A 20721-nucleotide genomic window follows, 5' to 3' on the forward strand; every position below is an offset into this window, starting at 1 on the left:
GGTTAACAAACCCTTTCCAAGACCGGATCTGACCCAAGTTTATGCCGATATCCTCTGATTCCGCCGAAACTCTTGCGCTGACGGCCCTGGCCTGGCTGGTCAGAAATGACGAGCTTTTGCCTGTTTTTCTGGGCTCTACGGGCGCATCGATCGAGGATGTGCGCGATCGGGCAAGCGATACCGAGTTTCTGGCATCGGTTCTTGATTTTCTGGTGCTTGACGATTCGTGGGTCATGGCGTTTTGTGACGCCAATTCACTCGCCTATGATCTTCCCGCCCAGGCAAGGGCGGTATTGTCCGGCGGCGCTGAGATACACTGGACATAACCATATTTTCCGCAGGAGCACCGGATGCCGATAGATGCGATCATCTTTGACAAAGATGGCACGCTGTTTGACTTTGCCAATACGTGGGGAGGGTTCGGACGCTCGATGCTGTTGCGCCTGTCCAACGGGGACGAAGATCGCGCGACCAAGCTTGGCCGTGTCATCGGATATGATTTCGAGCAAGGGAAATATACCGAAGACAGCATTGTAATCGCCGCCACGGTCGAGGAAATCGCAGAAGTTCTGATTGCCCATGTCGATGGCGTGACCTTGCAGGAGATCATTGATTTGATGAACTCCGAGGCCGCCTCGGCCCCGCAGGTGCCCGCCGTGCCATTGGTTCCTTTCCTGGAAGGTCTGCAAAATTCCGGAATCAAGCTGGGCGTTGCGACGAATGACAGTGAACATCCCGCTTTGCAGCATCTCGAATCTGTCGGGATAAGGGGGCATTTCGATTTCGTCGCCGGGTATGACAGCGGTCACGGGTTCAAGCCGGGACCGGGCCAGTTGCTGGCCTTTGCCGCCCATATTGGGGTCGAGCCATCTCGTATCGCGATGGTGGGTGACAGTCTTCATGACTTGCAGGCCGGGCGTGCGGCGGGGATGACCACGATCGGTGTTTTGACCGGTTTGGCCGAGGCGGATGCATTGGCTCCGATGGCGGATGTGATTTTGCCGGATATCGGACATATTACCGAATGGTTGGCCAAAATCTGATTTTCAAATCCGAGATTCGACAAAACGGGATGAAAAACCGACATATTCTGTCGCAGACGGAGCGGCCATAGGCGTCTCTTCGGGGCTTGCTTTACGAAAGCAAGAACAGGAGGCACCGATGGCCGAGACCAAGACACGCAAGCGCCGCGGAGGAGGGCGCGCAGGGGCGGCTGCGCGCAGGGGCAGTGCAGCGATTGACCAGATGCCCTGGGATCCGCCGGTCAATATCGATCGCCCCACAGAACCTTTGGATCAGGCCGGTATCGAAGCGATCCATGAAGGGGCGATGCGCATCCTCGAAGAGATCGGGATCGAGTTTTACAACGAAGAGGCAATAGGCATCCTGCGCGAGGCGGGTTGCACCATCGACGGCGACAATGTCCGCATGGGGCGGGACTTTGTCATGGAGATGATCGCCAAGGCTCCCAGCCGTTTTTCGATCACCCCTCGCAATCCGGATCGCAAGATCGAAATCGGCGGGAAGAACATCCTGTTCGGCAACGTCTCTTCCCCGCCGAATTACTGGGACATGGAGATCGGGAAAAAAGTACCGGGCAATCGCGAGATGTGCCGGAACCTTCTGAAGCTGACGCAATACTTCAACTGCATCCATTTCGCCGGCGGATACCCGGTCGAGCCGGTCGATATCCACGCCAGCGTGCGCCATCTGGACGTGCTGTACGACAAGCTGACCCTGACCGACAAGGCGATGCACGCCTATTCGCTGGGCAAGGAACGCGTCGAAGATGTCATGGAGATGGTGCGCATCGCAGGCGGTTTGAGTCACGAGGAGTTCGAAGCCGCGCCGCGGATGTATACCAATATCAACTCGACCTCGCCGCTGAAACACGATCACCCGATGATCGACGGGTGTCTGCGCCTGGCGCGGCGTGGTCAGGCGATTGTTGTCACGCCCTTTACGCTGGCGGGTGCGATGGCCCCCGTTACCATGGCGGGTGCCGTGGCGCAGTCCTTGGCCGAGGCGCTGTGTGCCATTGCGCTGTTCCAATACGTGCGCCCCGGTATTCCCTGTGTGATCGGTACATTCACGTCGAATGTGGATATGAAATCCGGCGCGCCGGCCTTTGGAACACCGGAATACATGCGTTCGACCCAGATGACCGGCCAGATGGCGCGGTTCTATGGTTTGCCCATGCGGTCTTCGGGTGTTTGTGCGGCAAATGTGCCGGACGGGCAGTCGGTGTGGGAAACTTCGAACTCGCTTTGGGCCGCCGTGCAATCGGGCACCAATATGGTCTACCACGCAGCCGGTTGGCTTGAGGGCGGTCTGATCGCCAGCCCGGAAAAGTTTATCATGGATTGCGAAATCCTACAGCAAATTCAACGCTATATGAACCCCGAGTTGACCGCCACAGGGCCGGACGAGATTGCACTGGATGCGATCAGGGCAGTCGGCAATGACGGTCATTTCTTTGGCATTCAGCATACGCAGGATCGCTATACCACGGCATTCTATCAACCCTTCCTGAGTGATTGGAAAAACTATGAAGGGTGGGAGGTCGCCGGCGGTATCTGGACGGCAGAACGCGCGCATCACATGTTCAAGGAGATCATCTCGAGCTTTGAAGCCCCCCCGATCGATGATAGCATTCGCGAGGAGCTGGCCGCTTTTGTCGAACGCCGCAAAGCGGAAGGCGGCGCGCCCACGGATTTCTGACCGGACAGGTGGTATCGCGCTGATACTCGGTTGAATTAGCTACAACTCAGGGTGGATTTTGGCTATTTGTTAAGGTTTTTCCGGCCACAGTGCACAGGACACCAAACTGGGGCAACTGATGCATGGTCTGATCAATCGGGCGATACAGTCCTTTGTCTGTGCGACCTACGGGCGATCCTGCTGGTTGCGCGTGACCGAAGCCGCGCGGCTGGGGTTTGTCGAGTTCGAGGCCATGCTCGTCTATGACGATGACATGACGTCCAAGGTAATGGAGGCGCTGAGCGCAGACCTCGATCGGCCGCAAGCCGAAGTGTTTGAGGACCTGGGAACGTATCTCGTGTCTCATCCGAATATGGAAGGGCTGCGCCGACTTCTCAGGTTCGGCGGCGTCAGTTACGTGGAATTTCTTCATTCGCTCGACGATCTGGCGGACCGCGTGCGGCTGGCCGTGTCTGATTTGACCCTGCCGGCCTTGGAACTGAGAGAGCTGTCAGCCACGGAATTTCAGCTGAGTTGCTCTCCGGGCCTGCCAGGGTATTCCAATGTCATGGTTGGGGTCCTGCGCGCAATGGCGGATGACTATGGTGCGCTGGTGATGCTGTCACACGAGGGGCAGCAGCAAGGCAGTGACGTCATTTCCATCATGTTGGTTGAAAGCGCTTTTGCCGAGGGGCGGCATTTTGATCTGGGGGCTCGGAACGGATGACAGATACCCAAGAACTGGCAGGTCTGCTGGAAACGCTTTGCCCGATGTTCCTGTTGGTGGACCAAAACGGGCATATTCAGCAAGCAGGTCCGACCCTGCAAAAGTTGCGACCTGAACTGCCGCTGGTGGGGCAGGGATTTCTGGATGTGTTTGAACTGATCCGCCCCAGAACGATCACCACCATTCCCGCCCTGATGTCAATGGCGGGGGCGAAGCTGCATCTGAGGTTTCATGATGAACCGCGCACAACCCTCAAAGGCTTGGTCGCTCCTTTGCCGCATTCCGGTGGCGCGGTCATCAATCTGTCATTTGGTATCTCGATTTTGGATGCGGTACGGGACTATGCGCTGACAAGTGCTGATTTCTCGGGCACGGATCTGGCGATTGAGCTGTTGTATCTGGTCGAAGCCAAATCCGCCGCGATGGAGGCATCCCGCTCTCTCAACCTTCGGCTACAGGGTGCGATGCTTGCAGCCGAAGAGCAGGCCTTTACCGACACATTGACCGGACTTAAGAACCGCAGGGCGATGGATCACTTGCTCGAGCATTTGATTTCGGGGAATTCCACCTTCGCGCTCATGCATCTGGATCTGGACTTTTTCAAATCTGTAAATGACAAGCTGGGCCATGCGGCGGGTGATTTCGTCTTGCAGCAGGCCGCCCGCATCATGCAGCAGGAAACACGAAGCAACGACACCGTGGCCCGGGTCGGCGGGGATGAATTCGTCATTGTTTTCAAAGATCTGACTCGGGAAGATACTCTGGCCTGCATTGCTGGTCGTCTGATATCAAGGTTGAAGGAACCGATGACCTTTCAGAATCAGAGTTGTTCGATCTCGGCCAGTATTGGCACTGCCTTGTCCACGCAGTTCGACTGCCCCAATGCCGCCGACATTCTTCACGCAGCAGATTTGGCCCTTTATCAGGCCAAGCGCGACGGCCGGTCTTGCCATCGCATGTATTCAGCGTTGAGAAAGGCGCAAACCTGAATGCGTTCAGAAAACACGATGGGCACGTATCGGGGCTTCAGGCTGAATCGAATGCCGCATTTATCTTTTTGGCTATCTGTTGCCGGATCGGAGGCAACTCTCCCACCACCGGCAGGACCACGCCTGAAAACCCTGCGCGATCCAGCTCTTGCGGGACGTCTTCCTGCACATGCCCTCCGGCACAGGCAAAGAACGGAAGGCACAGCGCCTGACCTTCGGTACCGTTTGCAGCGTCAGATATGGAAGGTGGCTCTTCGACGAAACCGACGCGAACGGATTTGAACGCAATCAGTTCTGCAAGCTGTTTCGCAAACTGCAACGCCACGGTCGACGGGTTCCGGCTGCGCCCGGAACCATGCGCGGCAATGACCAGATCGGTGGACCGAGCGGCCCAGTGTTTGTCGGACAATTCCGATCGCAGGGCCTCTGCGGTCAGGGCCGGCAGGTCCGGGTCAATTCCAAGCGGGTCCAAAATCCGTGCCGGATGGTGCCCAAGCCGTTTGGGTAGCGCGCTGGTGACAAACCACCCTTTTGCCATGAAAAGTGGATAGATGACCGTGTTTTCGGGCGCGCGGTTCAGCTTCGCCTCCAACGCACCCGGCGCCGCCAGAGTGGCTGAATGTACCGCTACATGCTCGGTAAGCGCGTTGACCTTGGCGGCGAATGCCGCAAGTGCAGCTTCGGCCGGTTCCGGGTCTGACGGTTGGCCATGAGCGACAATTATGGCATGTGACATTCGGATCTCCTGCTGCGTTGCGCGATAGGTGTTTCACATCAACCTGAAGTCAACACCTCAGTTAGCCCAGAAGTGTCAGCCATAGCCAGACGGTCAGAATGGACGAGGCCGTTCCGATAAGTACGGCCGAAGCTGCGACTCGTTTTGCGCGACCATACATGTTGGCGAAGATATAGGCGTTGAAACCCGGAGCCATGGCCGCATTCAAAACCCCAGACCGAAACAGATCCTGCGGCAGGCCCGTGGATTTGCCGAACACCCACACCAGGCTGGGATGCAGCATCAAAGAGATACAGCAGACATAAGCAATGGTGCGCAGGTCGCCCTCGGGCTTGTATTTGACCAGCACACCGCCCAGGGCAAACAACGCCCCGGGCAGGGCAGCACGGGTGATCAACCCCAGTGCTTCGTCGACCACGGCAGGGATCGCCAGGCCGGACAGGTTGACCAGAAACCCAAGGGCGATACCAAGGATCAGCGCGTTCTTGAACATTGCGGACAAAACAGACCTTGCCATGCGCACGCCACCATGACCGCGATTTCGCACGACCTCCATCACCGTGATCCCGACGCCGTAACAAAACGGAGAATGGAAGGCGATGATCGCGTAGTTGCCGGTCAGGTTCTCGGGCCCATATGCGCGTTCGGTTATCGGCAAACCCAACAGGACAGAGTTTGAGAACAGGCAACAAAACCCGATGGCAACGCAATCTTCCCAATCGCGCCCGAAAATGATGCGCGCGCCGAACAGGCCTGCTGTGAAACACAGGGCGGCAGCGGAATAGAAACTGGCCAAAAGCCGGGGGTCGAAACTGGCGCTGAGGTCCAGATGCGCGATGGCCAGAAACAAAAGGCAGGGAATCGCAAAGCCTTGGGTGAACTTCATCAGCCCATCGACATGCGCTTCTTTGAAGTACCCCGTGCGGGTTGCCGTATACCCGGCCCCGATCACAAGGAAAACGGGAAGAATGACGTCGATCAGGCTTTGCAGCATGTGGCCCCCGTGCGACGGGCCTGCTGCGATATCATGCGGGCGACGGGCAGCGGCCTACTGCGACTGATGGATCACCATCCCGTCGAAGGCGGGGGTGATGTGGTCGGGGGTTTCCGCATCGACGGTGGCATAGTCGAGATCGATATGCATGTTGGTCAGAACCGCGCGCTTCGGTTGGAGTTCTTCGATCCACCCAAGCGTCTTTTCCAGATGCGCATGCGTTGGATGAGGTGAGCGGCGCAGGGCGTCGATGACAAGGCAGTCCAGCCCTTTCATTTCGGGCCAGGCATCGTCGTAGATCTCGGCGACATCCGGAAGATAGGCGAGTTGCCCTATGCGGAATCCAAGGGAATCGATCGAACCGTGATTCACTTTGAAAGGACGAAACGGAATCGGGCCGCCGGGGCCGTCGATTTCAAATGGACCGTTGATGGACTTGAGCTCGAGTATCGGAGGATAAGGAGAGCCTTCCGGCTGAATGAACGCGTATCCAAACCGCCCCAACAAGGCGTTCTGGGTGTCTCCATCCGCCCAAACGGGAACGCGGGTTTTCATGTTGAACACGATCATGCGCAAATCATCGATTCCATGCACATGGTCTGCGTGGGAGTGCGTATAGACGACCCCGTCCAACCGCCCTGTACCCGTGTCCAGCAACTGGCTGCGCATATCCGGCGTGGTGTCGATCAGAACCGAGGTTGTCCCATCTGGCCCGTCGCGTTCGACCAGCATCGAACAGCGGCGCCGGATGTTCTTGGGGTTCGCAGGGTCACAATCGCCCCACTGACCGCCCAGCCGCGGCACGCCGCCAGAGGACCCGCAGCCCAGAATTGTAAATCGGAAGCCGGTCATGCGGCGGCCTTGTATGATGCCGCTTTGGTGAACAGCCGGTCGAAGTTTGCCTGTGTCTGGTCAGCAAAAGCGGCATAGTCCATGCCAAAGATTTCGGCCCCCTTTTGGGCCGTGTGCACAGTATAGGCCGGCTCGTTTCGTTTGCCGCGATAGGGCGGCGGGGCCAGATAGGGCGCGTCGGTTTCCACCAAAATGCGATCCACCGGGGCGCTTGCGAAAATGTCCCGCAATTCCTGGCTCTTGGGGAAGGCGGCTATGCCGGACATCGACAGGTAAAAACCTAAATCCAAGGCGGCCTTGGCCAGTTCAGCAGAGGAGGAGAAGCAGTGCATGACGCAGGAATAGGGCGCGTTGCGATATTCTTCGGCCAGAATGCCGGCCATATCTTCATCAGCTGCGCGGGCGTGAATGATCAGGGGCAACCCGGTGCGCTGGGTTGCTTCGATATGGATGCGCAGGGACTGTTTCTGAGCTTCCGCGCTATCTGCGGTATAGTGATAGTCCAGGCCGGTTTCACCGATGCCGACGAGTTTCGGATGCTGTGCCAAGGCGACCAGATCATCGACCGAGGCCAATGGCTCGTCCGCGGCGCTCATCGGGTGTGTGCCAGCGGCATAGAAGACCGGCGCGTGGGCTTCGGCAATCGCACGGACAGCGGGTTCGTTGCGCAGTTTGGTGCAGATCGTCACCATCCGGGTCACGCCAGCCTGGGCTGCACGCGCGATGATGTCGTCCAACTGGCCTTCGAAATCCGGGAAGTCCAGATGGCAGTGGCTGTCGGTAATCTGGGGGGTGTCGCTCATCTGTTCTGACCGGCGGTTTCCTGTATCTTGAACACCGTATCTAGGACCAGAGCGGCAGGGTCAAGGTTGACAGCCTGACCATGTCGCGCCCGGGCTGTGATCGTTGCGGCGACCTCGGCCCAGCGACGGGCTTGATCCGGCGATGCTGACAGACGCGCCAGTGTTTCACCCTCGTTGGGGGCGGCTTCCGGAAGCGGGGGCGTGCCCGTTGCCCCGGTCAGGGCCAGCCGTGACAGAGCGATGTCGATCAGGGTAAGCAAAAGTTCGAACCGGTCCGCCGCGCCGCGCTGTGCTGCCGCTTCGGCCAGGGCCAGCGCGCGCTGGCGATCCATGCGGGGCAAGGTGCCCAGAATGGCGATCAGTTCGGCATAGATGTCCAGACCACCCAGATTGATCAAACGCACGGCGTCTCCGACTGAACCTGCGGCAAGCGCGGCAAGGTGTTCTGTCTGCGCGGGAATTTCGGTTTCCGTTTGTGACAGGGCGGCTTGCATGTCTTGCGCGTTCAGCGGGCCTAAGCGCAGCGTGCGACAGCGTGAACGGATGGTTGGCAACAGGCGTGAGGGTTGATGCGATACCAGCAAAAGGGTGGTACGGGCAGGCGGCTCTTCCAGCATTTTCAGCAACGCGTTGGCAGCACTGACGTTCATTTCGTCTGCTGAATCCACGATCACGACGCGGCGGCCGCCGTCCGCAGAAGACAGGCCAAAAAACTTTCCAAGCTTGCGGATGTCATCCACGACGATCTCACCGCGCAGCCGTCCCTGATCGTTCAGCGACCGGGTTATCGCCGCCAAACCCGGTTCTGCCCCGGCCTGAATACGATGGGCCACCGGGTGATCGGGATCGATATCGAGCGTCTCGGGCGGAGGCGGCGCGCCGAACAAGCCGCCATCCTCGGCCGGCGGCGTGGCTAGCAGAAACCTTGCAATTCGCCAGGCAAGGGTCGCCTTGCCGACACCGCGTGGCCCTGTCAGCAGCCAACCGTGATGCAAACGGTCCGACGTGTAGGCGGTCAGGAATGCCTGTTCAGCCGCATCCTGGCCAAAAAGCCGAACGGTTTCGCGCGGATGTGGTGCGCCCGGCACCTGATCCGGAGAAGGGATATCGTCGCTCATCGTCTACCGCAGTGCTGCCTGGACGATTTCTGTCACATCCTGCGCAACGCTGTCCATGTCCCTGTTGCCATCCACGATGTGAAACCTGTCGGGGAACTCATCGGCCAGCGCCAGAAAGCCGGCGCGCATCTTCTTCTGCAATTTCGGGCCAAAATCCTCGAACCGTTCTTCGGTGCCTTGTCGCCCCTTGGCGCGTGCCAGGCCCGTTTCAGGGTCCATATCGATCAGCAGCGTCATGTCCGGTTCGCGCCCGATCATCAGGCTGTGCAACTGATCCACCAGATTTCGCAGGTCACCCCGGGACAAGCCCTGATACATACGTGTGCTGTCAGCAAAGCGGTCGCAGATCACCACCTTCCCTGCCGCCAGCGCGGGCTCGATTGTACGCTCCAGATGGTCGCGGCGGGCTGCTGTGAACAGCAGGATCTCGGTCTCGGCCGACCAGCGATCCGGGTCGCCCTCCAAAACCAGGCTGCGAATTTCCTCGGCCCCCGCAGAACCGCCGGGTTCGCGCGTCAGTACCACCTCGTGACCCTGCGCGCGCAGATGTTCCGCCAGCATCCGCGCCTGTGTTGACTTGCCTGAACCGTCAATGCCTTCGAAGGTCAGAAATAACCCCGCTTTCGTCACATCGACTCCAGCGGGTTGTTGATCACGTCTTTCAACACGATACCGCCGACGGTCAGCATGCGCACCACAAACCCGCCAATCGCAACATCTTCGGCTGCCACCAGCGGGCGCCGGATTTCCGGCAACCCTTCGGGCTTGATCACCAGTTCGGCCAGTTGCTGACCTTTCTTGACGGGCGCGTTGATCGGGCCGTCATAGACCACTTCGGCCTCGACATTCTGAGTGCCCAGAACCGGGAACAGCACATTCAGATCACCTTCGGGAACAAGCCCCACGGTCTTTTTCTCGCCCATCCACAGTTTGGCTTCGGCTATCGGCGTTTCCGCGGTGGCAACTGTCCTCTCGACAAAATTTCGAAACGACCAGTTAACCACGGCCTCAGCCTCCTCTGCCCGTTGGCCGGTGCTGTCGAGACCCGTCAGCACAAAGATCACACGCCTGTCGCCTTGTTTGGCGGACCCGACAAGGCCATAGCCCGCTTCTTGTGTATGGCCGGTTTTCAGGCCATCTGCGCCGATATCCAGCCGCAGCAGCGGGTTGCGGTTGCGGGCGTTTGACGGCGCGCGGCCATCGAATTCGAAAACTTCTTCGGCGAAAAGGGGATAGTATTCCGGAAAGTCGGTAATCAGCCGGTCTGCAAGAACGGCCAGATCATGAGCCGACATCATATGCCCGGCGGCGGGCCAGCCGTTCGAATTTGCGAAGTTCGAATTGTTCATGCCCATCTGCTTGGCCCGCTGGGTCATGTATCGCGCAAATCCCGCTTCGGTTCCATCCGGGCTGAGCGCCTCGGCAATGACGACGCAGGCGTCATTGCCCGACAAAACGATAATGCCGCGCAGCAGATCTTCGACACGAACGCGATCCTGCGTATTCAGGAACATCGTCGAGCCGCCATAGCTCATCGCGTGTTCCGAAACAGGCAGAGTTTCGTCCAGCGTCAAGCGTCCGTCCCGCAATGCTTCGAACGCAACATAAAGCGTCATGAGCTTGGACATCGACGCAGGCGGCAACGGTTGGTCGGCTTCTTTCGACAGCAGAACGGTACCGGTGGTTTGGTCGATCACGTAAGCCGCGCGGGCGGATGTATCAAAAGCCTGGGCTGGTATCGCCAGAACGGCAAGCCCAAGAGCCAGAACAGATGTTCGTATTGAGGACAGCATGTTACGCCTCCCTGAATTAGTCGGTTACCGTGAACGCATCTTTGAAGCCAAGGTCTTTCACGTCCTTTTGAAAGGCTTTGCGCTCGGCCCGGGTTGTGGCGGGGCCGACCAGCACGCGCCAGACTGTACTATTCGCTGTTTTCAGTTCCCGAACAACTGTGGGCAATCCGTTGCGACGCACCTTTTGGGCTGCTGACTTGGCGTTTGCCTCAACGCTGAAAGTTCCAATCTGAACATACGGTTTGCTCAAAGATGTCGCCGACGTTGTGGCTGCTGCAACAGGCGTGGCGTCTGACGCATCAATTGCTGCTGCGGCCCCCTCTACCGGGTCCAGCGGTGTTTCGGTGATCTCGGCGGGGTCTTTCTTTTGCCACCATTTCCGCTTGGCAGGTTTTTCGGCAGGGGGCGTGACCGTTGCATCCGACAAAGAGGGCGATGCCACGGCCGCAGCGGCTTCGGCGGCTACCTCTGCGCTTTCGGTTGCTGTGTCTGCCGCGGCCACGGCCGTTCCCGCAGCCGCAGCGGCGGGGGCTTTCTTCTGCCACCATTTCCGCTTTGCAGGTTTTTCGGCAGGTGCATCGGCCTGATCGACGGTTGATGTGGTCGTCTCGGCATCTTCGCTTGCGGGCTCGACGTCATCAGCCGTTTCATCGGATGAACTGGCCGCACCGGCTGCAACCGCAGCCGTACCAGCCGCGGCGGCGGCTGGTTCCTTTTTCTGCCACCACTTCCGTTTGACCGGTTTTTCCGGCTCTGCGGACGCTTGCGTGTCGGAAGCTCCATCAGCAACCGCGGCCGTGGTTTCAGCGGCCGATTCTTCTGCCTCTGGAGTATCCTCCGACGATGGTTCTTCGATCTTTTCACGGCGCAGTGCGACGACGCTGACTTTTGTCGGCGCGCCCGCAAGCATTCCCAGTTCTTTCGCGGCAGCGGACGAGACCTGAAGCGCAGGCCCGGGCAGGTTGCGCTCGCGCCGGAAAAGGGCGCCGGTCACCGATTTGTTGTTGGACGTGTTTTTGATCACGACACGTTCAGGTTGGGACGCATCCGGGTGCGCAACCCATATCCCGCCAAGAGAAGGCCGGCCATCCCAAAGCCCCGCTTCGGTTGTCTGAAAAACCTCAGGGGCCTCGACATCACGCTGAGAGCCGGAAGTCACCTCGGGCAGGAGTTCTGTTTTTCCCGAATTGTCTTCCGGTTTTTCACTCGATTCAGAAGTTGACAAAACTTCTTCGCATCCGGCCAGTATCGTCAAAGTCAACGCCAGATACGCCAGCCGTTTAGGCCCCGGGCGTGTCTCGATCGCTCGCTTCATCTGCTTTTCCCTTGCCTGAAGGGGTTTCGTTTTCCGAACCCCACTGCCGATCGGCTGGTTCTGTGTGCCAGCCTGTTGCGGTCTTTCGTACGGATCATAACGTGGCTGAAGTGTCATGGAAAGACCGCTGCATGGGCTTCGGCAAGATTTCCCGATTTCGACTTGCCTCTGCGCGAACTTCGCCTTAGACCCTGCTTTCGACGGGGAGGTGGCAGAGTGGTCGAATGCGGCGGTCTTGAAAACCGTTGGGCGTGAGAGCGTCCCCAGGGTTCGAATCCCTGTCTCCCCGCCACTCATACCCGTTTCACTTCAGTTGTGTTTTCTGATCCGGAATTGAGACGCAATTCCAGCGATTTGACGCATGCGCTATCCATCAGAGGCGAAGCAGACCGTACCCTCGGCGCACGAGACAGGCCCCGGGCTCATTGTCGCGTTTTGGCAGGGTCGCTTTGGGTGGGACTTGTTGACAGCCTGATCATTCCGTCCGGTGCAAGCCATGGGTGTGTTTGCCTTACTGCCGGAGAGTTGATCGATTGTTTCACGCCCAGGTGGGACAACTTTCTGTAGGGCGTATGCCACACGCTCCTGCACCTTTGGCGGGGAACGTCCTGACGGCTTGTGGCAGGAGGGTATTCTGTTTTCGGTGCAACGGGCAGGGCGGGGGCCATTTCATTGCGCCAGAAGTTGGATCAACCAATGGTGACGTCGCAGCTCAGGTCAGGAATTGCGTATCTCGCGGGCCGAACCGATGCCAAGGATCAGGTCGGCGCATCGTTCACCCAGCATCATGGCAGGTGCGTTTGTGTTGCCGGCGTTGATGTCCGGCACGGCGGACATGTCGCACACCCGCAAGCTCTCGATCCCGCGCACGCGCATTCTGGCGTCCAGCACGGCCATTCCGTCGCCGTCCCGGCCCATTTTCGCGGTGCCCGCCGGGTGATAGTTGGTTTTCACGAACCGCTTGCAATGTGCTCGCAGCGTCTGATCGTCATCCGCTGTTGGAATGACGATTTCGCGGATCCTTCGCGCAAGCGGGCCGGACGTGAATGCCCGGCGAAAGAACCGCTGCCCCCGGATCATCTCCTGCATGTCGTCTTCATGCTTCAGAAGGTTGGGCGAGACCACCGGCAGGGCGTGAGGATCGGCCGAGCGAAGCCGAACCTCTCCGCGTGATTTCGGTTTGACCACCACGGTCGTAACGGTCAGGCCAAAGTCATCCTGCACCTCGTCCAGCGCGTCGCGATCTAGATAGACGATGGGCACGCAAAAGGCCTGAATGGTCGGTTCTCCGTCGGGGTTCGACGGATTGACAAAAGCGCCGGCTTCGACCCCGGCGGAAGTCACCGGGCCGCTGCCGAACAGTTTGAACTGGATGCCGTTGCGCAGCATCCGCCAGCCCTCACCTTGTTTGAAATATCCGTAAGGACCATTGGCAAAGGCGGTGATGGGAACTTCGGGGTGGTCGATTAGGTTCTGTCCGACCCCGGGCAATGGGCAGATGACGGGAATACCGTGTTCTGCAAGTTGTGCATCCGGTCCGATACCTGACAGCATTAGGATTTTCGGCGTGACCAGAGCGCCCGCAGCAAGGACAACCTCACCATCGCACCGGACGGTGTTTGCTCCGCGTTTGTCCCGGTACTGCACCCCGACCGCCCTGTCGTTCTCAATGATGACTTTGCTGACCGTTGCGCCAAGCCGGATGGTCAAGTTCGGGTTCATCTCTAGAGGGGCGAGGAAAGCATAGGCCGACGAGCTGCGCTTTCCAGCGCGATTGGTGAACTGATAGAACCCGACACCACGCTGCGTTGCGCCGTTGAAGTCCGTGTTGAATGGTTCGCCAAGGGCCTGAACCGACTGGACGAACCAACGGGACATGTCATCGATATGCCCTGGATCCGAAACCTGCACCGGACCATCGCTGCCATGCAGGTCATTGTGAAGCCTGTTATTGTCTTCCATCCTGCGGAAATAGGGCAGTACATCGTCCCATCCCCAGCCGACCCCGTCATTGGTCTGTCGTAGCAGGTCGTCCCACGCGTCATAATCAGAAGGGCGACCACGCATATAGACCTGCGCATTAACGGAAGACCCGCCGCCCAACACATTGGCCTGCGGAATGTCATGCACACGACCGTCCAGATGGTCTTGCGGTTCAGTTTTGTGATAGGTCATGAACTTTGACCCGTTGATCATCTTGAAGATGCCCGGCGGCATGTCCAGCAACGGATGGCGATGCGAATGACCGGCCTCTAACACCAGAACCCTGCACTTGCCCTGGTTGACCAGTCGCGCTGCGGCTGCGGCGCCGGCAGAGCCGCCGCCGATGACGATGTGATCGAAGGTTTCCGTCATGATTTCGCCTTCAGGTCCGGCGTTTGGGTTCGCTGATCGAGTCGCGCTCGACCAGTTCGCATTCAAGCTTCACGAGAGGGTGCCGCTGACCATCGGTTGGTCCGTGGAACAGTTGTTCGACGACCCAGCGTCCCATCGCCCGAGTAGGAAGGATCATCGAGGTCAGGGGCGGCGACAGGTGTCGCGCGGTTTCGTCATCGTCAAATCCGATGACCGAGATGTCCTCGGGGATGGACAGGCCAAGTTCCTTGAGCGCTTCATAGCAGCCGATCGCCATGCGGTCATTTTGGCAGAAAATGGCGCTTGGCGGAGAGTGCAGGTCCATCAATTCCCGCGTGGCAGCATAGCCTGCGCTGGGCAGCCAGTTGCCTTCGATGACCAAGTCTTCGTCAAATGGAATGTCGGCGGAAGCCAAGGCGTTTCTATACCCGGTCGTTCGTCCTGCGGCGCATTCCATGAACGGCTCGCCGGTGATGGTGGCGATTCGCTTGTGCCCAGCCTTGATCAGGGCGTTGGTCGCCGTATGTCCAGCAGCGACTTCGCCGGGGATCACCGCAGGAAAAGAGAGGTCGTCACAAAAACAGTTCAGCAGCAGAACCGGGGTAGCGGTCTGCCTGAGGATTTCCGGAACAACCACCCGCCGGGTGAAAACAGTTGCGTAAATGATGCCCGCAACCTGTTGGTCGAGGAAATATCTAAGCGTTCTGGGCTCGACCTCGGGGTCGTTTTGGGTTTCTGCCAGCAATACAAGATTTCCGGTGTCCCGAACGGCCTGTTTCACGCCGTTGAACGCGTTTACCATTTCGGGGCTCGACGCCAGATCATCCACGACAAAAGCGATGGTTCCGTCCAACGCCGCTGGCCGGCGCGCGCTGTCCTGGGGTTTCCTGAATTGAGAGGGCATGGCGTATCCAAGCGTGTTGGCGGCATCCAGGACTCGTTGCTTGGTGTCCTCGGAGATTTTGACGGAATCGTTTTTGTTGAGGACCAGCGATACTGTCGTCTGCGAGCATCCGGCGACGCGTGCAATGTCGTGCATCGTTACGCGCTGCCGGCCCGCGACTCGTCCCACACCCCTGTGCTGCCCGGCTTTGTTCGCTTGATTGTTCATCGCTCAACCTTTTTGTTCGCATCCTTTTTATCGACTATGCCGAAGGTGCGCAACTAATATTAGTAACCAATAATTAATATTAGTGTTGACGAAGTAATATTATTATTGTTTTGATCGACGGTGCGGTCGCCACTGTGGTTTGGCCGAGTAAGCGCGGGAGGCGAAATTGCGATCTGTAGTGGGGGAGTTGGGTCAAGTCATTCGCCATTCGATGTTTGTCGATGGTCGCTTTGCCGACTTTGACGCGGGCACGGTTGATGTCGAGAACCCTGCAAATGAAGAGATCGTTGCGCAAGTTCCAGATGGCACTGCCGCTCATGCGGATGCAGCGGTCGAGGCGGCTCGCCGCGCTTTTGGCGCGTGGTGTTCGCGCCCGGCGATCGAGCGGGCGCGATTGGTTCTGAAGCTCGCCGAGGCTATCCGGGCCGACGCCGGTCGTCTGGCAGCTCTGATCACGGCCGAGCAGGGCAAGCCGATCTCGCAAGCCCGAGGTGAAGTAGATGCCGCCGTCACTTTTCTTTGCCATGCAGCTGAAGAGGCCCGGAGGATTTCGGGTGACATAGTGGCATCGGACAACAAGTCCGAGGAAATCCAGATCCGGCGTCATCCTTATGGGGTTGTCGTTGCGTTGACAGCCTGGAACTATCCCTTGGCATTGGCCGCCAGGAAAGTCGGACCCGCGCTGGTCGCGGGCAACACCGTTGTTCTGTTGGGGCATGAAATCACGCCGTTGTCCGGTCTTGCGGTCGCCGAGCTTGCCGACAAGGTCGGGTTTCCGCCCGGTGTTCTGAATGTTCTGACGGGGAAGGGGCTGGTGGTGGGGCAGCGGCTGGTCGAACACCCCGATACGTCACTGATCACGATGACCGGCAGCACACGCGCCGGGAAAGAGATATTTCGCGCGGCGGCCGACCGGATCAAGGTTGTCCGGCTCGAGCTTGGCGGTAAGGCTCCGTTCATAGTGATGGAGGATGCGGATATTGATGCCGCAGTCTCGGCCGCCATTGGCGCCCGGTTTGCCAATTGCGGCCAGATTTGCACCTGCAACGAGCGGATGTATCTGCATCACGACATTGCGGATCAGTTCCTTGAAAAATTCGTGTCCGCAGCCCGCGCTTTGTCGATCGGGGATCCCATGGAAGACTGCGATCTGGGTCCCAAAGTCAGTAAAGTCGAGGTGACCAAGGTCGCCAATATCATCCAACGCAGCATCGCCGAAGGTGCCACGCTCCATCTCGAAGGTGGGCCCTTGACGGACGGTGCGCATCGCAAGGGGCACTGGATGTCCCCGACCGTTCTTGAAGTCTCCGACAACGGCAATGCCGCGATGCAAGAGGAGGTCTTTGGTCCCGTCGCGACAGCCATGCGAATCGAGGATTTTGATCAGGCGATAAGTTTTGCGAATGACACGTCATTCGGGCTGTCCGCCTATCTCTTTACGGCATCGCACCGCCGATTGATGGAGGCCCCGAGCAGTTTGAAGTTCGGCGAATTGTACCTGAACCGATCGAATGGCGAAGCCGTACAGGGATTTCACACCGGTTGGGGGCTGTCCGGTGTTGGGGGCGAAGACGGCGCTTATGGCTTCGATGGCTATCTGAGGAAACAGACGACTTACATGAATTGGGCATGACCTGAAAACTCGCGGTCAAAACGGAGGCGACCGCACCAATGGAGGAGGAATAACCATGAAACGCAGAACTCTTTTGATCTCGACTGTTGTCGCGGGTGCGCTCTTGGGCACTACGGCGATGGCACAGGATCTACCACCGCTTGAGCAGAAGGATCGCTACAAGGTCGGCTTTGCGCAGATGGAGTCGAACAATCCGTGGCGCATTGCCGAGACGAAATCGTTCCATGACACGGCCGAGGCCTGCGGCTGGGATCTGATCGCGACGGATGCGGCTGGATCTGCTGCCAAGCAGGTTGCGGATGTGGACAGCATGATCGCGCAAGGTATCGACGTTCTGTTCCTGCCCCCGCGGGAAGAAAAGCCGCTGATCCCTGCCGTAATGAAGGCCCGTGCTGCGGGAATCCCGACCTTTCTGGTGGACCGCTCGGTTGATCCGGCCGTTGCCAAGCCGGGCGAGCATTTCGTGGCATTCCTTGGGTCCGACTTCATTGATCAGGGCAACCGTGCCGCGCAATGGCTGATGGAGAATTTCGACGGCGACAAAGGCATCATTGTACAGTTGGAAGGCACGACAGGGTCTTCACCTGCAAATGACCGCAAAAAGGGTTTCGACGACGCGATTGCAGCGGATGACCGTTTTGAGATCGTGGCCTCTCAGACCGGTGATTTTGCACGCGACCTGGGTCGACAAGTGATGGAAACCCTGCTTCAGGCGCATCCCGACGTGAACGTGGTTTACGCCCATAATGACGAGATGGCGATCGGCGCGATTCAGGCCTTGGAACTGGCTGGGCGCAAGCCCGGCGAGGACGTGACCATCGTTTCGATCGACGGGACACGCGACGCGCTTCAGGCCATTATCGATGGCAAGATGGGGGTAACGGTGGAAAGCTCGCCCTTCTTTGGCCCATTGGCCTGTGAAGTCATGAAGAAATACGCGGCTGGCGAGACGATCCCGGAATGGGTGAAGGTCGAAGATCGCATCTTTACCAAGGACAATGCGGCCGATCACATCGACGAAGCCTATTGATTCTCCCTGGTGGGTGGTGCTGGCCTGTGGTCGGCGCCGCCTGCAAGCAATCGGAGGAAGACATCTCATGAATGCGCTCGTCTCGATGTCGGGAATTGAAAAGTCCTTTGCCGGTGTACCGGCACTCAGCCAGGCCAGCCTTGAGATCGCACCTGGCGAGGTTCATGCGCTGATCGGCCAGAACGGTGCGGGTAAATCGACGATGATCAAGGTTCTGACCGGAGTGTACGACCGGGATGTCGGTGACGTCCATCTGGCCGGTTTGCCAAGCCGCATTTCCACCCCGCGCGAAGCGCAGGAATCCGGAATTGCTACGATCTATCAAGAGCTCAACCTTGTGCCTCTGCGGTCAGTGACCGAGAACATCATCATGGGGTACGAGCCCAAACGTCTCGGCTTTCTGGTCGACTGGCGCGAGGGCAACAGGCGCGCACGCGAGGTTCTTGCGCGCTTTGGCATAAATATCGACGTGACCGAGCCGCTGGAAAATTTCTCGACAGCGATCCAGCAGTTGGTTGCGATTGCGCGGGCCGTTTCGCTGGACGCGAAACTGGTCATCATGGACGAACCTACGTCGTCACTGGATGCCAGCGAAGTCGAAGTTCTGTTCGGTGTGGTACGCGAGTTAAAGAAACAGGGCGTTTCCGTCCTGTATGTCTCGCATTTCCTCGATGAGCTGTTCCAGATCTGCGATCGGGTCACAACGATGCGAGACGGGCGTACCGTCAGCACGCGCAACGTCCGGGACACGACCAAACTGGAAATGATCGCGGACATGCTGGGCCGCAACAAGGACGAGATTGCGGCAGACGGTCTGACGGATTTCGCCGGCGCAAAGGCCAAGAAAGGCGATATCGTCTTGCGGGCCGACTCTGTTTCGACAGGCCCGCGGCTGACGCATTTTGACCTCACGCTCCACCGTGGGGAGATCGTTGGGCTGGGCGGGCTTCTGGGCTCGGGTCGGACCGAGGCCGCGCGCGCTTTGTTCGGTGTGGACGGGGCACGCAGCGGCGTAGTCGAGCTGCACGGTGCGGTAGGGCAACCGTCCGGTCCGGGTGACGCAATCGCAAACGGGGTTGGCTTTCTGACCGAAGATCGCAAGGCCGAAGGGATCATTCCAGACATGTCCGTGCGCGAGAACATGACGCTGGCCCTGCTGCCGAAACTGGCCAGCCGTGGTCAGATCGACTTTGCCCGCGAGCGCGAGATCGTTCAGGCGTTCATCGACGATCTGGGCATCAAGGCAGCGCATATGGACCAGCCCATTCGCGAGTTGTCCGGCGGCAACCAGCAAAAGGTGTTGCTTGCCCGCTGGCTGGCGACGCAGCCCGACATCTTGATACTGGACGAGCCGACCCGAGGCGTGGATGTCGGCGCCAAGCGAGAGATCCAGTCGTTCATTCGGTCTTATGTCGAAAAGGGGTTCGGCGTTGTCCTCATCAGTTCGGAGTTCGAAGAACTGGTGGAAGGCGCCGACCGCATCGTTGTCATGCACGAGGGGCGTTCGGTCAAGGAACTGACAAACCCCGGGATTACCGAGAACATACTGGTGCGCGCGCTTGCGCATCATGAAGAAGGAACTGGTTCATGGACCGCGCAATGAAGTTGCCGCAACGGGTTGCATCGATGCCCTTCCGCTTTCACGGCGGCATCGCCGCGTTGGTCGCCCTGCTGGTGTTCAACGCGTTTTTCACCCCCAATTTCCTGCAACTGCAAACTTTGTTCGTAAATATCAGCCAGGTTGCCACGATCGCCATCGTGGCCATGGGTATGACGCTGGTCATCGCCACGGGTGGGATTGATCTGTCGGTTGGCGCGGTCATGGCTCTGGCGGGGGCGCTGGCCCCGCTGATATTTCTGTCGGATCTGGGAGCCGCTAATCCAATGCTCGGCGTCACTTTGGCCATTATCCTGCCGCTGTTCATCGCAGGGTTATGCGGGGTGTTCAACGGAGTGATGGTTGCCATATTGAACGTTCAGCCCATTGTGGCAACGCTCATTCTCTTCATCTCTGGTCGCGGTATTGCCCAGGTTTTGACGAACGGGAACCTACAGACATTTTCAAACCCTTCATTCAGTTATCTTGGAACCGGAAAAGTGCTTGGCTTGCCGTTTCAAGGCTGGCTGGCGCTGGCCATTGCCTGTGTGCTGTTCTGGGTGATCACCAGAACCACATGGGGCCGTTACCTGCTGGCAATAGGCGGCAATGAACGCGCGGCTTATCTGTCGGGTGGTCCCGTCCGGCGGGTCAAGATCGGGGCCTATGTCATCTGCGCGGTGCTTGCGGGCCTGGCGGGTCTTATCGTGGTTGCGATCAACTCGGCCTCGGACGCTGCGCGCAACGGCAATCTGATGGAGCTTGATGCTATCGCGGCCGCGGTTGTGGGCGGGGCGCTGTTACAAGGCGGGCGGGCGCCGATCTTTGGCGCCATTCTGGGAGCCGTGATCATCCAGTTGGTCAAATATACGTTGCTGGCCAACGGGGTAGAGGACGAAGTTGCGCTAATAGCCAAGGCCGTCATCATTATCCTGGCCGTTTGGGTCCAGCAGTTTCGGAGGGCTTAA

The 20721-nt window shown here is 58.7% G+C and carries 19 protein-coding genes and 1 tRNA gene; 10 read left to right on the plus strand and 10 right to left on the minus strand.

The genetic code is table 11. The annotated features are described in order from the left end of the window. The first annotated feature begins 41 nt into the window (after positions 1–41). The 5 genes from GOW31_RS01375 (at position 42) to GOW31_RS01395 (ending at position 4416) form a co-directional block, all read left to right on the plus strand. Positions 42–326, plus strand: a complete 285-nt coding sequence (locus tag GOW31_RS01375; RefSeq protein WP_171115067.1) for a DUF3572 domain-containing protein — start codon at positions 42–44, stop codon at positions 324–326. A gap of 24 nt (positions 327–350) precedes the next feature. After that, positions 351–1043, plus strand: a complete 693-nt coding sequence (locus GOW31_RS01380; protein WP_171167345.1) for an HAD family hydrolase — start codon at positions 351–353, stop codon at positions 1041–1043. Between the two features lie 118 nt (positions 1044–1161). Further along, the gene (locus GOW31_RS01385) at positions 1162–2721 is read left to right on the plus strand and encodes a trimethylamine methyltransferase family protein (RefSeq protein WP_171167346.1); all 1560 of its coding nucleotides are present in this window, start codon (positions 1162–1164) and stop codon (positions 2719–2721) included. Between the two features lie 118 nt (positions 2722–2839). Beyond that, positions 2840–3427 (plus strand): heme NO-binding domain-containing protein, encoded by a 588-nt coding sequence (locus GOW31_RS01390; protein WP_171167348.1) that lies wholly within the window; start codon positions 2840–2842, stop codon positions 3425–3427. After that, the gene (locus tag GOW31_RS01395) at positions 3424–4416 is read left to right on the plus strand and encodes a GGDEF domain-containing protein (protein WP_171167358.1); all 993 of its coding nucleotides are present in this window, start codon (positions 3424–3426) and stop codon (positions 4414–4416) included. The genes GOW31_RS01390 and GOW31_RS01395 overlap by 4 nt, the downstream gene beginning before the upstream one ends. A gap of 37 nt (positions 4417–4453) precedes the next feature. Here the strand turns inward: GOW31_RS01395 and GOW31_RS01400 are convergent, their stop codons facing one another. The 8 genes from GOW31_RS01400 to GOW31_RS22225 form a co-directional block, all read right to left on the minus strand. Beyond that, positions 4454–5152: a CbiX/SirB N-terminal domain-containing protein gene (locus GOW31_RS01400; protein ID WP_171167360.1), complete on the minus strand. Its 699-nt coding sequence runs from the start codon at positions 5150–5152 to the stop codon at positions 4454–4456. Between the two features lie 61 nt (positions 5153–5213). Beyond that, complete coding sequence (locus GOW31_RS01405; RefSeq protein WP_152458559.1) at positions 5214–6146, minus strand: AEC family transporter; 933 nt, start codon at positions 6144–6146, stop codon at positions 5214–5216. A 54-nt stretch (positions 6147–6200) separates the two neighbouring features. Continuing rightward, positions 6201–6998, minus strand: coding sequence for an MBL fold metallo-hydrolase (locus GOW31_RS01410; protein WP_171167362.1), 798 nt, complete (start codon positions 6996–6998; stop codon positions 6201–6203). After that, positions 6995–7801 (minus strand): TatD family hydrolase, encoded by an 807-nt coding sequence (locus GOW31_RS01415; RefSeq protein ID WP_171167364.1) that lies wholly within the window; start codon positions 7799–7801, stop codon positions 6995–6997. The genes GOW31_RS01410 and GOW31_RS01415 overlap by 4 nt, the downstream gene beginning before the upstream one ends. After that, positions 7798–8919, minus strand: coding sequence for a DNA polymerase III subunit delta' (locus tag GOW31_RS01420; protein ID WP_171167366.1), 1122 nt, complete (start codon positions 8917–8919; stop codon positions 7798–7800). The genes GOW31_RS01415 and GOW31_RS01420 overlap by 4 nt, the downstream gene beginning before the upstream one ends. Before the next feature lie 3 nt (positions 8920–8922). Next, complete coding sequence (gene tmk / locus GOW31_RS01425) at positions 8923–9549, minus strand: dTMP kinase (protein ID WP_171167368.1); 627 nt, start codon at positions 9547–9549, stop codon at positions 8923–8925. Then, positions 9546–10712 carry a D-alanyl-D-alanine carboxypeptidase family protein gene (locus tag GOW31_RS01430; RefSeq protein ID WP_171115085.1) on the minus strand — a complete coding sequence of 389 codons (1167 nt, stop codon included), beginning with the start codon at positions 10710–10712 and terminating at the stop codon, positions 9546–9548. Before GOW31_RS01430 ends, tmk begins: the two co-directional genes overlap by 4 nt. A 16-nt stretch (positions 10713–10728) precedes the next feature. Beyond that, positions 10729–12144, minus strand: a complete 1416-nt coding sequence (locus GOW31_RS22225; RefSeq protein WP_371813686.1) for an SPOR domain-containing protein — start codon at positions 12142–12144, stop codon at positions 10729–10731. Positions 12145–12229: 85 nt separating this feature from the next. Here GOW31_RS22225 and GOW31_RS01440 point away from each other — a divergent pair. Then, positions 12230–12319 (plus strand) — tRNA-Ser (locus GOW31_RS01440). Between the two features lie 425 nt (positions 12320–12744). Here GOW31_RS01440 and GOW31_RS01445 read toward each other — a convergent pair. Both GOW31_RS01445 and GOW31_RS01450 read right to left on the minus strand, forming a co-directional pair. Further along, entirely contained in the window at positions 12745–14382 is a 1638-nt protein-coding gene (locus GOW31_RS01445; protein WP_171167370.1) for a GMC family oxidoreductase, read from the minus strand. Positions 14383–14392: 10 nt separating this feature from the next. Continuing rightward, entirely contained in the window at positions 14393–15421 is a 1029-nt protein-coding gene (locus tag GOW31_RS01450) for a LacI family DNA-binding transcriptional regulator (RefSeq protein ID WP_171167372.1), read from the minus strand. A gap of 238 nt (positions 15422–15659) precedes the next feature. Between GOW31_RS01450 and GOW31_RS01455 the strand changes: the two genes are divergently transcribed. From GOW31_RS01455 to GOW31_RS01470, 4 genes are all read left to right on the plus strand, one after another. Beyond that, a complete protein-coding gene (locus tag GOW31_RS01455; RefSeq protein ID WP_217356598.1) occupies positions 15660–17126 on the plus strand; it encodes an aldehyde dehydrogenase family protein in 1467 nt (488 codons plus the stop codon). A gap of 55 nt (positions 17127–17181) precedes the next feature. Further along, entirely contained in the window at positions 17182–18156 is a 975-nt protein-coding gene (locus GOW31_RS01460; RefSeq protein WP_171167374.1) for an ABC transporter substrate-binding protein, read from the plus strand. Between the two features lie 67 nt (positions 18157–18223). Then, the gene (locus GOW31_RS01465) at positions 18224–19759 is read left to right on the plus strand and encodes a sugar ABC transporter ATP-binding protein (protein ID WP_254441618.1); all 1536 of its coding nucleotides are present in this window, start codon (positions 18224–18226) and stop codon (positions 19757–19759) included. Beyond that, positions 19744–20721, plus strand: coding sequence for an ABC transporter permease (locus GOW31_RS01470; RefSeq protein ID WP_152458550.1), 978 nt, complete (start codon positions 19744–19746; stop codon positions 20719–20721). The genes GOW31_RS01465 and GOW31_RS01470 overlap by 16 nt, the downstream gene beginning before the upstream one ends.

It is taken from the genome of Ruegeria sp. HKCCA0370 (assembly GCF_013033705.1).
GTDB lineage: Bacteria > Pseudomonadota > Alphaproteobacteria > Rhodobacterales > Rhodobacteraceae > Ruegeria.

What these genes read in the sequence shown, in the direction of transcription:
- GOW31_RS01395 (WP_171167358.1), top strand. Translation starts at nt 3,424, where the DNA reads ATGACAGATACCCAAGAACTGGCAGGTCTGCTGGAAACGCTTTGCCCG.
- GOW31_RS01410 (WP_171167362.1), bottom strand. Translation starts at nt 6,998, where the DNA reads ATGACCGGCTTCCGATTTACAATTCTGGGCTGCGGGTCCTCTGGCGGC.
- GOW31_RS01415 (WP_171167364.1), bottom strand. Translation starts at nt 7,801, where the DNA reads ATGAGCGACACCCCCCAGATTACCGACAGCCACTGCCATCTGGACTTC.
- GOW31_RS01375 (WP_171115067.1), top strand. Translation starts at nt 42, where the DNA reads ATGCCGATATCCTCTGATTCCGCCGAAACTCTTGCGCTGACGGCCCTG.
- GOW31_RS22225 (WP_371813686.1), bottom strand. Translation starts at nt 12,144, where the DNA reads ATGACACTTCAGCCACGTTATGATCCGTACGAAAGACCGCAACAGGCT.
- GOW31_RS01460 (WP_171167374.1), top strand. Translation starts at nt 17,182, where the DNA reads ATGAAACGCAGAACTCTTTTGATCTCGACTGTTGTCGCGGGTGCGCTC.
- GOW31_RS01470 (WP_152458550.1), top strand. Translation starts at nt 19,744, where the DNA reads ATGGACCGCGCAATGAAGTTGCCGCAACGGGTTGCATCGATGCCCTTC.
- GOW31_RS01385 (WP_171167346.1), top strand. Translation starts at nt 1,162, where the DNA reads ATGGCCGAGACCAAGACACGCAAGCGCCGCGGAGGAGGGCGCGCAGGG.
- GOW31_RS01465 (WP_254441618.1), top strand. Translation starts at nt 18,224, where the DNA reads ATGAATGCGCTCGTCTCGATGTCGGGAATTGAAAAGTCCTTTGCCGGT.
- GOW31_RS01430 (WP_171115085.1), bottom strand. Translation starts at nt 10,712, where the DNA reads ATGCTGTCCTCAATACGAACATCTGTTCTGGCTCTTGGGCTTGCCGTT.
- GOW31_RS01450 (WP_171167372.1), bottom strand. Translation starts at nt 15,421, where the DNA reads ATGCACGACATTGCACGCGTCGCCGGATGCTCGCAGACGACAGTATCG.
- GOW31_RS01420 (WP_171167366.1), bottom strand. Translation starts at nt 8,919, where the DNA reads ATGAGCGACGATATCCCTTCTCCGGATCAGGTGCCGGGCGCACCACAT.
- GOW31_RS01405 (WP_152458559.1), bottom strand. Translation starts at nt 6,146, where the DNA reads ATGCTGCAAAGCCTGATCGACGTCATTCTTCCCGTTTTCCTTGTGATC.
- GOW31_RS01445 (WP_171167370.1), bottom strand. Translation starts at nt 14,382, where the DNA reads ATGACGGAAACCTTCGATCACATCGTCATCGGCGGCGGCTCTGCCGGC.
- GOW31_RS01390 (WP_171167348.1), top strand. Translation starts at nt 2,840, where the DNA reads ATGCATGGTCTGATCAATCGGGCGATACAGTCCTTTGTCTGTGCGACC.
- GOW31_RS01400 (WP_171167360.1), bottom strand. Translation starts at nt 5,152, where the DNA reads ATGTCACATGCCATAATTGTCGCTCATGGCCAACCGTCAGACCCGGAA.
- GOW31_RS01380 (WP_171167345.1), top strand. Translation starts at nt 351, where the DNA reads ATGCCGATAGATGCGATCATCTTTGACAAAGATGGCACGCTGTTTGAC.